Raw genomic sequence first — 13,786 nt, 5'->3', positions numbered from 1 at the left:
ATCCTTAGCTAATTTTTTTAGGCTAGTTTATACATCTCTAATTTATGCGTGTCTAATTTATATATATCTAAAAGTCGTCCAAGTCTTCAGAATTCACTCGGGTAAAGGCATCAGCTTGGGTTAAAAGTTGATTTAACCTATTGGGATTCATGACACTGGCAATTTCTGCATCGCTTAACTCACCGCTTGATGGGTATAAGGGTTGATGGACTTGGCTAGTATCAGTATCGGTATCGCTATCAATATTAATCTCAATATCAGCGTCATTGTCGGTTATGGAAGGTGAGGTCATCACCACATGTTGAAATAGGGAGTTGTCATTTTTTTGCATGGGAGAGTTCCGCCAAATAGCGTCTAAATAACCATAGTTTACTAGGCGTGATAAGGGCATCAAGCGTGATATCCCAAGGATTAACATTTAATTTTTCAACCAATTGAAAATCATAAGCCCAGCCAATTTTAAGCGGTTTGTTTTTAGCCTTGGCTAAGGTGCGGTCATAGTAACCGCCACCCATACCCATACGATTGCCAATTTTATCCGCTGCTACTAACGGCATAAATAATACATCAAGCGCCGCTACGTTAAGCATTTTTCCTTTCTCAGGTTGGCGCATACCCAGTGGGTGTTTGGGTAGGCGAGATTGTCGCCAAGTTTTTTGAGTAAACTCGATAAATACAAGCGGCTGATGTTTGCCAGTGACGACAGGTAAATAAATACGATAACCGCGCTGCCTTGCCCAATCCATCAGCGGTTGGGTAGGCATTTCCCCAAAGGCATCTGCAAAAATCCCGACCTTGACGTTTTTGCCAGTTAAAGCAGGATGCTGTAGTCGGTTTAAACTTCGTCGTGCTTGATAAGCGGCGCGATTACGGTGGCGATTGGATAAGCGTAGCCGTTGTTGACGTAACTGTTTACGCAAGTGATGAGAATTCATAGATTCATAGCGATGATGGATTGGTTATGGATTATAGTTAAGCCATTGATAATACATCATGATAATAAATCAAAATCAAAAGAAAGCCAAATGGCTGATTTGGCTAATTAGGTTTAGCTGCTTAGCTATTTATTTACTTATTTATTTGTTTAGACACCCAAATATTCTACCGCTAGTGTATAACCCATAACAAGTGTCCACTACCTATTAAACAACTCTCTTTGAAATATTTGAAAAATAAAGCATTTTTGTGACTGGCAATACTGGATTTTAGTAGCCCTACGGCCTCAAACTTAACCAGCAGCGCCTGTAAAAGATGATATGATTGCTGATAGTGAAGATGACGGTTTATGTATACGTCTTTAAATTTTTATCTCAAGTCCAATTACTAAAGTTTGGCTTGTAAGTTAGCTGGTTTGTAGTTTATGTTGCATTTTTTTAAATTGCTGTGTTGATAACTTAGGAAAAATTAATGGATGCACTCAGTATGTTGCTTGAAGATATACATTTGTATCAAACTCAGTATCACTATATACACGCCACTGGGGAGTGGTCGTTTGAGTTAGATAAAAAAGATTGTATCGTGTTTTATTTGGTTACCACAGGTGGGATTAGTATTAAGGTCGATGATGTATATCGCAACGCACACGCGCGCGATGTGGTCATGGTGCCAGGCGGCAAAAAACACCTTGTTTGTGGTGTAGGGCAATCCGATATCCCATCAATTGACATTGCCCCGTTATTAAGCAACCAGACTGTTGAAACTATCCACTTGGGTAAACCTGCGATTTCTAGCCAAGGTGATGAGCCAGCGCAAACAACTGAAATGGTCGCGATTGTCTGCCATTACGATCGAGAGATTACGCGCCCGTTACTCAGCGCTTTACCAGAAATTTTGCCAGAAAGCGAATCAAACGATGAGCAAAAAATGATTATGCTTGATTTGGGTGTCAAATTTTTGGCATTAGAGTCTGAGCAGAACCGACTTGGCAAAATGACCATTATCAATCGTATCGCCAGTATTTTGATGATTGAGTGTGTGCGCAACTATATCGAGGACTTGCCCGAAGCGACAGATAATTGGCTAAAAGCTGTGAAAGACCCTTACCTTGCCAAGGCGTTGGCAGTCATGCATGACCGACCTGAGACCAATTGGACCATTCATAAGTTAGCTGAAGTCGCAGGGATGTCACGCAGTAGTTTTGCCGAACATTTTCGTGAAGTGGTGGGGGTGCCGCCGTTAACTTATTTAACCGACTATCGACTTCGTCTTGCCGCGCGTTATTTACGGCTACAAGAAAATAGCATCAGCCGTATCAGTGAGTTAGTGGGTTATGCCTCCGATAGTACCTTTAGCCAAGCATTCAAACGCGTCTATAAAATGTCACCACGAAAATACCGCCAGTCGTTTCGAACCGATGATGTGCATTTTGCTGACAGCTTGAGCGAGGAATGAGTCAGTAGTCGAAAACCCTGATTAACCACAAAAAAGCAGGTTTGCTGCGGTTTTGTGGTTATCGCCACTTTCATTTTATAGCAAGCTTTATGTCTTAGAGCGAGTTTTATCGCAACCAAGAATGACCAGTCTATTTTCATAGCAATATCTGTTAGGTTATGTCGACAGGGGTATGATATAGTGACAAGCACTGTCCCATATTTTATCAGCTGCGATTGCCAACATGGAAACTTCAACTACCAAAGGTCAACCTGTCGAAGCACATGGCTTGCACATCAAGCCCAATCCAGAACACCCTGCGATGGACCATCGTGGTGTTAACCCAATGGATGTGACCAGTCAATACACGGCCGTGTTTCATGCACAAGAAAACGCAGTGACCCAGTATTTTGAGCACTCCCAACCCCACCAACTGTTATTTTATATCTCCAGTAAAAAATCCCAGTTTATTGAAACTAAAAAACTGCAAGTCGCCAAATATTTGAACATGCGCGATAATGTTGGGCTGATGCAACTGCAGCATTTGTTCAATAATTTACATATCGTCGATGATTTGGTGATGTCGATTAGCCATCATTTACCGCCGCAGCGACCGATTGGTTGGCAGATTGTCAGCCAAAGCAAAAATTTAATGAACTTACCAACCGTAGGCTTGGTGCCATCATCCGCTGAATTTCGCGGTCTTGAACATAGTTTGGCGGCGACCGTGATTGAGTTTTTGGGTGTGGCATGCTATCACAATGACCGGGGTTATTTTGTTGGTCATATTTTAGGTTATTTATTTAGTTGTTATTATTTTGCCCATCTCGGTGTCAACTATTCAGTCACCCCATTAAAAGAGGCGGCGATTCCCAATTACCCTTACCAAGTCATCAATGTGGCAGAATTGGTGAGACTATTGCAATCACTCGATGAGTCACTCAAAGCGCAAGTTTATCAATTAGCCATCTATTGTGCGCAAGTCAGTGAATACGCCGTTGACAAACGAATCGAGAAAATGCTGATTACTGAGGTTAATAGCTTTAACAAACAAGATTTGCGCGATGAGCTATCGGTGTTGGTACAATATGATTCCAATGAAAACGAGTCTTTATTTCAGCCTATTAAGCCTTTAAAATAACGCTAATTTTACCCGTTGGGAATTCACATGCCCGCATTTCAGTACAAAGCCATGGATACCCAAGGCAAGTCACACCAAGGTATTCTTGAAGGCGATTCTGCTAGGCTAATCCGCCAACAACTGCGTGATAAAAATTTACTGCCTGTCGAAGTCTCACCTGTACAAAAAACCGATGTCAGTCGCAACCGATTGTGGCAAAAAGGGGTGGGTGCGTATGATTTGGCATTAATCACCCGCCAATTGTCGGTGTTGTTGGCAGCGTCGATACCGATTGAACAAGCGTTGCAAGCGATTGCCAAACAAAGCGAAAAACCGCATGTCAAAGCGTTGATGCATGGCGTGCGTGCCAAAGTATTGGAAGGCTATAGCCTAGCGAGCGCGCTACAAGACTCTGGTAATTTTCCCGCAATTTATATCGCCACCATTGCCGCAGGTGAGCGCTCGGGACATTTGGATTTGATTTTAAACCAGTTAGCCGATTACACCGAAAATCGCTTTGCCATGCAAAAAAAGGTACAAGGCGCGATGGTGTATCCGATAATCTTGCTGATGATGGCAGTGGCAGTGGTGGTGGGCTTGATGAGCTTTGTCGTGCCAAAAATTGTCAAAGTGTTTGAACAATCCGAGCAAGCGCTGCCATGGATCACCCAAGTAGTGTTGGCATTGTCTAATCTTTTAACCCAATGGTGGTGGCTGATATTAGGCGGGCTAATCGGTGCGGTTTTTTTATTTGTGAAGTTTATTAAAACGGCGGCAGGTAAAGCCACTTTTGACCAAGTTGTCTTGCGGTTGCCGGTGTTTGGTAAATTATCGCGAAACCTGAACGCATCACGTTTTGCCAGTACGTTAGCGATTTTGGTACGTTCAGGGGTGCCGTTGGTGGAAGCACTAGCCATCGGCGCGGCAGTCACCACCAATATTCATATCAAACATACCATCGCGCGCGCCACAGAAAAAGTCACCGAGGGCGCGAGCCTATCAAGCCAGCTTGAGCGCAGTAATTATTTTCCGCCGATGATGGTACAAATGATTAAAAGTGGTGAGAACTCAGGCGAGCTTGATGACATGCTGACGCGTGCAGCAGCGATGCAGCAAAATGAAGCTACCAATATGATTAGCACGCTATTGTCACTCCTTGAGCCGCTGATGTTGGTGCTGATGGGGGTGATTGTCATGACCATTGTGATGGCAGTGATGCTACCGATTATCAATATGAATGATTTGGCAGGGTAAACCCTAAAACCGCCAAATAATTAATCGCCAAATAATTAATGGCTAAATAATCCAACAAAATTAACCAAATCGGTATGCAAATTGTCAAAAAAGCCGTGTAAAATCCTAACACGTTATCAAAAGCGCTAAAAATCTAAAAAATGGAAATTCGTATGTGTTGTGCTCATGTATCAAAAAATCGTCAAGCGGGTTTTACTTTAATTGAAGTCATGGTGGTGATTGTCATTTTGGCAATTTTGGCAGGTCTTGTGGTACCCAAAGTGGTGGGTCAAAGTGACAAAGCCCGCGTCAAAACCACCGAAACGGCTTTATCCACCACCTCAAATGCCATTGATATGTTTAAAGTCGACAATGGTCGCTATCCCACCACCCAAGAAGGCTTAGAAGCCTTAAATAAGCCACCACAAGGCGCCAAAAACTGGCCAGAGGGCGGGTATATTAAAGGCGGTTTTCCTAAAGATGGCTGGGATAATGACCTACAATACGTTATCCCAGGTACAGAAGGCAGAACCTATGATTTATTCTCATTGGGCGCTGATGGCAAAGAAGGCGGCGAAGGACAAGACGCAGACATTTTTGCTAAGTTATAAGTTTAGTGCTGTTACTGGGTTAACGAAATCAGAGTCACGCACTCTGATTTTTTTTGCTAGGTTTTTGGACAGGGATTAGCTAAAATTAGTCGTCATAATATAATTACGTGGCTTAAAACGTATAAATCTGAAACGTATGAATTTGAAACGTATGAGAAATTGTCTTTGAAAAATATATCCCCTATGCCTACGCCATTGTTTTGTTTTCGAACCGTGAGTCGTCATGTCTCTTTGCTTGGCATGCTACTGGCTGTCACTAGCCTTACCATGCCAAGCGCCCAAGCGATTAGTTTAAGCGAGGTTTTTGGCGGCAGTGACAATCCCAGCTTGACCGTCAAAGACAAGCCACTACCAGTGCATGAGGCTTTTAAAGTCTATACTGAGCAAAAAGGGCAAGTAGTGACCATTCATGTGGATGTCAAAGCAGGCTATTATGCGTATCGGGATAAATTAACCTTACAATTGCCTGACGGGGTAACAGCGACGCCGCTACAATTTAGTGCAGCACCGACCTATGTGGATGACCCTGATTTTGGTCGGGTGCCTGTATTTGAACAACCCTTTACTGCCACAACCACCTTGAGCGCGGATAAAGCAATCAACTCACAACCTGCTACGGTCAAATGGCAGGGCTGTGCCAAAGTAGGACTTTGCTATCCCCCTGAAAAGACCAAATTTGTCATTACCCAATTGCCAGCCGCCAATAAAACTGCAGCAAAAAAATCGGACGCAATGACATCAAAAATGGCGCAAGGCAAAGTCAACAATACCGTGGCGACGACCAATGACGCCGCCCCGACAACAACTCAGCAATCTGCTAGCTTGACCCCTGCTAAAACCGTCAATGAGGCAACTAGCCCACCTTCTGCCAAAGAAGCGCTGTCCAATGGCAGTACAGACGCAGCGGGGCAGCAAGTCGCATCAACCACAGTGACCGATGTCTTAACTACAGCGCAGTTAACGGCATCCGCCCCTATAGCATCCGTTGCATCGTCTCAACCTGTCCAAACAACTGTCATGACTGAACCCGCGGCTTCATTAGTGGCGGCAACGAGTTTGACGGCTAGCGCTAGCAATCAAGATATTTTTGGATTGACCAAGCATAGTGGTGTTGCATTATTGCTGTTGTTTTTAGCGGGATTAGGGTTAGCTTTTACCCCTTGTGTGCTACCCATGCTGCCGATTGTAGCCAATATCGTTGCCCGTCAACATCGTCCATCCGCCAAAAAAGGGTTGTTACTCACGGGTAGTTATGGTTTGGGTGTTGCGACTAGTTATGGCATTTTGGGGGCAGTGGTTGCGTTATTTGGGCAATCTTTGGGTATATTAAACTGGCTACAAAACCCTGTCATTTTATTAGTTTTTGCAGGGGTATTTATCTTGCTTGGACTGTACATGTTGGACGTCATTCGCTGGCAACTGCCGCATGCGCTGCGTGTTAAGTTCCAAAAAATCAGCCAAATTGGGGAAAATCGACTCGGCAGCTTAAGTGGTAGCTATTTGACGGGCTTGTTTTCTGCATTGGTTGTCTCACCTTGTGTGTCGGCACCCCTTGCAGGCGCGTTGGCAGGTGTGGCAGCACTGGGTGATCCTGTGATGGGTTTTGCCGCATTGTTTTTGTTGGGGCTTGGGCTGTCTACACCGCTCATTTTACTGGGCGCCACTCAAGGTAATTTTATGCCAAAAGCAGGTGAGTGGATGAACTGGGTCAAAACCAGCTTTGGTTTGCTGTTATTTGGCGTCGCTTTATTGATGATAGAGCGTATATGGCTATCAAGTTGGATGCTGATGCTATGGGCGCTTTGGTTTGCTGTGATTGGCTTATGGCTGTGGCGCTGGCACGGCAAAAAAGGTCAACTACTCACTCAAGCACTAGCATTGTTATCATGCATCTGGTCAGCGTGTCTTGTGATAGGCACTGCCTCAGGTAGTCAAGATAGTTGGCAGCCGCTTAACAAGCTTGTGAATACCTCAGCGCAATCGGCATTCGCGGCAACGAAGACCACTCAAACGATTAAAATCACCAAACTGTCACAGCTTGAGGCCTTGCTTTCGCAATATCCAAAGCTAGTCGTCGATGTCACCGCAGAGTGGTGCATTGAATGTCGTATCATGGATAAAACACTTTTTGCCAACCCGCCGCAAAGTTTAGCCAGCTGGCAAGTTGTCAAACTCGATGTGACTGACAATACGCCGGATAGCCAAGCAATCTATAAACAACTAGCCGTGTTCGGTCCGCCTGTATTGTTGTATTACCAAAACGGTCAACTGGTAGCAAGACAAAACGGTGAAGTCAAACGCCCTGATTTTGAGCAAGTCTTGTCCCAATTAAATTAAGTCCAATTAAACTCAGTTAAAGAAAAATCAGTCAAATGATTCATTGACCCATTCAACCATAAAGGTTAAACAAAAATTGAAATATCCGTTAGCAAAGTCTATAGCCATCCCGTTAACTTTGGGGGTGCTAATTTTTGTCACTGGGTGTTCCCATGAAGGCAATGCCGACCAACAGCCTAGCCAAAATCAAAGCCAAAACCAAAGCGGAAATAGCCAGTTAGCAAGCCCAAATTCCCCATTAGCAGACTCAAAGTCCAATCAACAGACGACTAAAAATTCAGCAAGTTATACTGACAAAAAACGTCAAGCAACAAATCTTCAATGCAACAACGCCGTAATTAATCAAGCTTATCAAGCCAAAAATCCCAGCGTTAAACGACAGGTATTAGGGTGTGGTACGGTGATTAAAGTGCTAAAAGACGATAATGAGGGTAGCCGCCATCAAAAATTTTTGGTCAAAATTGATAACTATCCAAACATCACGGTGTTAATTGCCCATAATATTGATTTGGCACCGCGCATCGAGGATATACAAGCCAAAAACCCCATTCGTTTTTATGGTGAATATATTTATAACGACAAAGGTGGCGTTGTACATTGGACACACCGTGACCCCGCTAGCCGTCATCAAGACGGTTGGCTTGAGTATAAAGGCCAGCAGTATCAATAGAATTATCCATACAAGCACCCATAGAAATACCAATAATTGACAAGCCAATAGTTGCTTGTAACTTTACTTTACTGTTAAAAATTATTATGCATTTGTTAACTATTTGTCATCAATTTTTGCTATTATGAACGATATTTTTGTAAGAAGGTCAACCTATGTCACAACTTACGCTTTACCATACCTCTTTATCGCTTGCTATACTAGCCACACTAACAGTTACAGCAACTACGCATGCAAAAACTTCAACAAAATCCTCAACAAGAGCTTCAGCAAAAACTTTAATAAAAACAACCGTTATTCCTGTCGACCAACAAACGCTACTAACCTGTTCAAAAATCACTGACAATGTCGCGCGGTTGGCTTGTTTTGACAAGATAAGCGTTGGTAAAATCGAACCTGAAGCCAAGGCGCCCCTTGATATTGCCAAAACCTTGGAAGTGAGTCTCAAAGAAGGTAAAGCGGTGCCAGTGTTAGCCGTGGATCAAACGACAACCGTCTTGACTCCCACTAAAAACGAGCAAAAAAAACTGGATCATTTAGTGCCCAACAAGCAAGACAAAACAATCTTAAAGCAAGTGGGGGTTACCGCAGCGGATGTGGAAAGATATACGCCACTGAGTGTGTTATATGACTTGGATAAAAATGATCCCAAAGGGATACTGACGATACGTCCCCATTTGCCCATGTATGTCATGCCGCTTTGGTACAACGCGACGCCAAACTATGACATTCATTCACCCACCCAAGATCATGTTCGCGCATCGAAAGATTATTTGCAGCATCTAGATAGCAAGCTGCAAATTTCAATGAAAACCAAGCTTGCCCAAGATGTGTTCGATACCAATGCTGATGTGTGGCTTGGCTATACCCAGCAGTCTTATTGGCAAGTGTATAATGGTAAAAGTTCAAGACCTTTTCGCAGCTCAGATTACCAGCCAGAGATATTTTTGACACAGCCTATCAAGGGTGATCTGCCTGGGAATGGGTCATTAAGAATGTTAGGCGCGGGGCTAGTGCATGAATCAAATGGACAATCAGACCCGTTATCACGTTCTTGGAATCGTATCTATGCGATGGCAGGGACGGAGTGGGGCAAGCTCACCGTGATTCCAAGACTGTGGCTCATCGCAAATGAAAACAGTAAAGACTCGGATAACCCAGATATTGGGGACTACATGGGCTATGGCGATGTGCGTTGGTTGTATCCGCTCAATGACCAAAGCACAGTCGGCGGTGTGATGCGTTATAATCCAAGTACCAATAAAGGCGCTATACAGGTGGATTATGCTTATCCATTGACAGGCGGTATGAAAGCGATTTTACAAGTATTCCATGGCTATGGTGAAAATATCCAAGACTATAATCATAAGAGCACCAATATCGGTATTGGTATCATGTTCAATGATTTTAAAGGGCTTTAACTGCGTTTATGGCAATCGTAGCCCCCTTGCCTTGGTGGCGATTGCCCTTTGCCATGGCGTTGGTGTATCAAGCGAAAGTTCATCACCGTTGCCAACTATGTGGCATCAATAATTGCGCTGCAGCAGGCTTTGATAACTTAGCCCCGCGTCACCATGAGCATTGGTTTAATCGACAGCAATTTCTTTGTCAGCCATGCCATAGCCAGTTTGAATGGTCAACGTCATTTTTTACCTTACAACTAAGCCAAACCTCAATCCGTGGCGTAGCTAGCGGCTACTATCAATATCCCCTCAATCAAATCATGCTTGGGTACAAAAATGGGCAGCAGTTACATCATCTACCCGTTTTGGTACACGCCATCCGCCAGCTTAAGCCGCCTCAAGGATGCCATGCCAAAAATTCGTTAATCGTTAAAGTACCAACAAGTTTACAGCGCATTAGGCAACGCGGATTCGATCCGCTCGCTATATTAACCGCTTATCTAAGCTTTCACTGGCAAATCCCTGTGTTTACCGGTGTGCAGCGAATTGACCGACCTCACCAGCAGGGGCTAAGCCGAGAGGAGCGTTTAGATAATATCAAAGATGCGTTTTCCCTAACAGATATGCCTCCTAGCAAAAGTTTGATTTTATTTGATGATGTGGTCACCACAGGTGCCACCCTGTCTGAATTGGCTAATCTACTCACAAATTATCACCCATCTGCCCATATTCATGCGTATTCAATCTTGCATGGTAAGGTTTTGCATTAGATTCTGCTTGTCCCTGTTTTGAGACCAAAGTTACACCGCCATATCGTTAAAGCTCGCAGATAAAGGCAAGCTACCAGTAGGTTTTTGGAAGGATGCTTTAAAATACTAAGCTAAAAATGATTTGATAATACGTGAGCGCCCTTTCGTCCTAATTCGCTTAGCAACGATAAGTGGCTGAGGTAAACTATCGGTAGTAAGCTTTAGGTACGACAATTAACAAAAATACTGCGATAATAGGTATGTTTTTTGCTTTAATGTTAGAATGGTTTGTGCTAGTAAACATGGTATGATAGGTCGTTTATTGAGGGGTATGGATGGGTATCGTGGTGAAAGTTTTGAACAGACAGTATCATCGAGACCAAGACCAAGGTTTTACGCTGATTGAGCTTGTCATCACCATTGCGATTATAGCTATCATTGCCGCGATGGCAGCGCCTAGTATGCAAAAACAGATACAACAAGCGAAGATAAAAAACGCGGCACACACTATTGAAGCTGCGTTTAAAGAAGCTAAAGTTCGAGCCATTATTACTCAAAAAGACATTAAAGTTGTTTTAACAGATACCAATACCAATAAAGATCTTAAACTATTCAATGTGGGTGATAATGTGTCAACATCCACACCACAAGCAACTTTCAATATTGATAAAAGTGTAACATTAGGAAAATCACCGAGTACATTGACAGCAGTAAGCTTTAGTAGGGATAAAAAAGCGTATCAAGGGGATACCATTACTACTATCATTACAAGTACAGTCGGTTTTTCGGTTTGCTTGGGTACGGGTACAATAAAGTATCAAGTTATGGTAGATGCCAATAGCAATATCACAAGTCCAACAAATGGGAGTTGTCCATGATACAAGCTCAACGTGGTATAGGTCTTATTGAGGTGTTGGTGGCACTTATGGTCTTAGCAATTGCGGTGTTAGGGTTTTCAGCTATGCAATTGACTGCGTTAAAAGCCACGGATGAAAGCGTCATGCGTAGCCGTGCTATTACTATGATGCGTGGAGCAGCCGAGATGATGCGAGCCAATCCTACAGGGATTGCAAAGTTTGGGGATGCGTTAAATTCAAGTGTATTAACGAGTAGCCTAACTGTGGATGGTGCAGCGATCAACAAAGATAGCTGTGTAGTAACATCAGGTACCAGTACGAGTAGTTGCACGATTCAACAACTCGCAACTCGCGATGGTCTTGCTCTCAAGCAATACGCCGCAGATAACGAAATTCAAATAAAACTAGAAGGTTGTCCTGCAACTTCTTCTGGAACACCATTATCCTGTCTTATCGCAGCTTGGGGTAATACCACTGCCACAATAGGTTCAGGAGGTACGGATTGTATTGATAGCACTGGCGTCTACAATAAGGGTGCTACGTGTTTCGTGTTGGAGGCATATTGATGCAAAAAAATCAATATATTGCTTCAATTCAGCCTAAACAGCATGGGTTTACCTTAGTTGAGCTGATGATTTCATTGGTACTTGGGCTGTTGGTCTCAGCTGCGGCGATTCAGATTTATATGGTGAGTGTTCGCACTGGTACAACACAAGCAGGGGCTGCCGATTTGCAAGATGTCAGTATTTTTGGCATACAGGGACTGGAGAAAGAGTTGCGTATAGCCAACTTGGGAAGTACTACTACACTAAATACAACTACGCCAGGTATCAGTAATAACACGCCAGATGCTGGCATTGTATTATCGCAAGCTAATGTGATGGGTGTTAGTGCTACAACGTTTGGCGACAACTTGTTGACACGCACAGGTAATGCTGATAACCCTGCAACCACGGGTAATGGATGGAAAGCGGTTAGCGGAACCAATCAGCAAAGTGACCAACTAACCATTCAATATACCAATATTACGGGTAGTGACCAAGTTGATTGTGAAAGCTTTACGGTGTCTATAGATGCAAAGGTCATTGAGCGTTATTTTTTGAAAGCTGTTACAGATAGCAATAGTAATGTGATTGGTTATTCACTAAGGTGTGATGCAGGTAGGGTTGATCCAGCAAGAACAGGGATTTTAGCGGCGGCACCTGCGTCAGGGGATACCCCTGCTATTCCAGGGTTCGGTGATGCAGGTCAAGAGGTTATGACCAATATTGACCAATTTAAGGTACTACTGGGTGTACAATCACCAGCAGGGCAATTATCTTATTTGTCACCAGCTATTTATAATAGTCTTGCGACCACTAGTCCTATCTATCGTGCTCCGATAGTCGCAGTCAAAGTAGGCATTATTGCCCGAAGTGCCAAGCCAATAGTTGCGTCTAACATACCAACGAACTTTAGCTTGTTCGGTGTGAACAATGTAGTAGCTAGTAATACGTCCTATCTGCGTAGAACTTATGAGTCCACTACCATGCTTCGCAATGCTCAAGTTGTAAAAATACCATAAGGACGATGCGATGACAAAAAAAAGCAGCGTAGAATTGGCAATACAGCCACAACGAATGTTAGTCGCGCATCAAAGTCAACAAGGCGCGGCGCTTATCGTCGTATTGCTAATTCTTATTTTAATCATGTTGGTAGGCACGATGGCAGTGCGACAAAGCACGACTAATTTAAAAGTAGCAACAAGCGATCAGATCAATACGTTGTTGTTACAGAGTGCAGATGGTGCCAATATTCAATTAGAGCAAATGGTCAACGGGGGGCCAAATACCACTGCTTATCAGACCGCACTTATTGAAAAAAACGGTATATTTAGCTATTTTTTGGATAACCCTCAGAACTCGGGCGATGAACTTGTGTATTGCTACAACCCACGAGCACTGCAAACGTTGACCAACAAGACGACTATTTTTAGAGGGACTGGTACTGTATTTGATAATGGTCGATGTGACCCTGCCAAGGCAGATAATTATATAAGTGGACGTCAAACCACCATGACACAAGTGAGCATCCGACGAGTTGCACCTGTTAGTTCTAATAGCAATAATGGCTTTGATAAGGCTATTACAGGTAATGATGTTAATAATACTACCAGTACTAGTAATACCAACCGCCAAGGTATTACATCCTTTGATATTAGATCATTATCTGCTATCCCCGCTTATAGTGATGTAGGTAGTTGTTACAGTACGAGTTATCATGGGATAAATACGAAAATGAACTTGTTAAATACTACAAAATGTCTACGAGACGCGAGTGTCCCAAGTAAAGAATTGTACCAGCGTTTAGAGGTTATTTATCAAAAAAATGATATAGAGTGTGTCAGTTTGAGTAAAGGTTCTGGAATGAGTGCTACGTGTAGCAGTTTCTTCTAAA

Annotated in this window: 14 protein-coding genes; 12 read left to right on the top strand and 2 right to left on the bottom strand. The window is 43.3% G+C overall.

Features of this window, described 5'->3' with window-relative positions; translation table 11 throughout:
* Positions 1-67: 67 nt before the first annotated feature.
* On the bottom strand, positions 68-331 hold the full coding sequence (locus tag RT034_RS09685) for a hypothetical protein (RefSeq protein ID WP_313016214.1): 264 nt from the start codon (positions 329-331) through the stop codon (positions 68-70).
* Positions 318-935, bottom strand: coding sequence for a 5-formyltetrahydrofolate cyclo-ligase (locus RT034_RS09680; protein WP_313016212.1), 618 nt, complete (start codon positions 933-935; stop codon positions 318-320). Before RT034_RS09680 ends, RT034_RS09685 begins: the two co-directional genes overlap by 14 nt.
* 472 nt (positions 936-1,407) lie before the next feature.
* Between RT034_RS09680 and RT034_RS09675 the strand changes: the two genes are divergently transcribed.
* The 12 genes from RT034_RS09675 (at position 1,408) to RT034_RS09620 (ending at position 13,785) form a co-directional block, all read left to right on the top strand.
* Positions 1,408-2,391, top strand: coding sequence for an AraC family transcriptional regulator (locus tag RT034_RS09675; protein WP_313016209.1), 984 nt, complete (start codon positions 1,408-1,410; stop codon positions 2,389-2,391).
* Positions 2,392-2,614: 223 nt separating this feature from the next.
* Complete coding sequence (locus RT034_RS09670; protein WP_313016207.1) at positions 2,615-3,511, top strand: hypothetical protein; 897 nt, start codon at positions 2,615-2,617, stop codon at positions 3,509-3,511.
* A 27-nt stretch (positions 3,512-3,538) separates the two neighbouring features.
* Positions 3,539-4,744: a type II secretion system inner membrane protein GspF gene (gspF, locus tag RT034_RS09665; protein WP_313016204.1), complete on the top strand. Its 1,206-nt coding sequence runs from the start codon at positions 3,539-3,541 to the stop codon at positions 4,742-4,744.
* 140 nt (positions 4,745-4,884) lie between these two features.
* On the top strand, positions 4,885-5,334 hold the full coding sequence (gene gspG / locus RT034_RS09660) for a type II secretion system major pseudopilin GspG (protein ID WP_060994583.1): 450 nt from the start codon (positions 4,885-4,887) through the stop codon (positions 5,332-5,334).
* Between the two features lie 183 nt (positions 5,335-5,517).
* A complete protein-coding gene (locus RT034_RS09655) occupies positions 5,518-7,671 on the top strand; it encodes a cytochrome c biogenesis protein CcdA (protein ID WP_313016202.1) in 2,154 nt (717 codons plus the stop codon).
* 76 nt (positions 7,672-7,747) lie between these two features.
* Entirely contained in the window at positions 7,748-8,341 is a 594-nt protein-coding gene (locus tag RT034_RS09650; protein WP_313016200.1) for a DUF3465 domain-containing protein, read from the top strand.
* A gap of 155 nt (positions 8,342-8,496) precedes the next feature.
* Positions 8,497-9,762 carry a phospholipase A gene (locus RT034_RS09645; protein WP_313016198.1) on the top strand — a complete coding sequence of 422 codons (1,266 nt, stop codon included), beginning with the start codon at positions 8,497-8,499 and terminating at the stop codon, positions 9,760-9,762.
* Positions 9,763-9,770: 8 nt separating this feature from the next.
* On the top strand, positions 9,771-10,514 hold the full coding sequence (locus RT034_RS09640) for a ComF family protein (RefSeq protein ID WP_313016196.1): 744 nt from the start codon (positions 9,771-9,773) through the stop codon (positions 10,512-10,514).
* Between the two features lie 314 nt (positions 10,515-10,828).
* The gene (locus RT034_RS09635) at positions 10,829-11,371 is read left to right on the top strand and encodes a pilus assembly FimT family protein (RefSeq protein ID WP_313016194.1); all 543 of its coding nucleotides are present in this window, start codon (positions 10,829-10,831) and stop codon (positions 11,369-11,371) included.
* Positions 11,368-11,916, top strand: coding sequence for a type IV pilus modification protein PilV (gene pilV / locus RT034_RS09630; protein WP_313016192.1), 549 nt, complete (start codon positions 11,368-11,370; stop codon positions 11,914-11,916). The genes RT034_RS09635 and pilV overlap by 4 nt, the downstream gene beginning before the upstream one ends.
* Entirely contained in the window at positions 11,916-12,914 is a 999-nt protein-coding gene (locus RT034_RS09625; RefSeq protein WP_313016189.1) for a PilW family protein, read from the top strand. Before pilV ends, RT034_RS09625 begins: the two co-directional genes overlap by 1 nt.
* A 10-nt stretch (positions 12,915-12,924) precedes the next feature.
* Complete coding sequence (locus RT034_RS09620; protein WP_313016187.1) at positions 12,925-13,785, top strand: PilX N-terminal domain-containing pilus assembly protein; 861 nt, start codon at positions 12,925-12,927, stop codon at positions 13,783-13,785.
* The last annotated feature ends 1 nt before the right edge of the window (position 13,786 follow it).

The organism is Moraxella sp. CTOTU48841 (assembly GCF_032061225.1).
GTDB classification, from domain to species: Bacteria; Pseudomonadota; Gammaproteobacteria; order Pseudomonadales; family Moraxellaceae; genus Faucicola; species Faucicola cinerea.
Note: the sequence above shows the minus strand (reverse complement) of the source record. Positions and strands in the feature narration are given on the sequence as shown.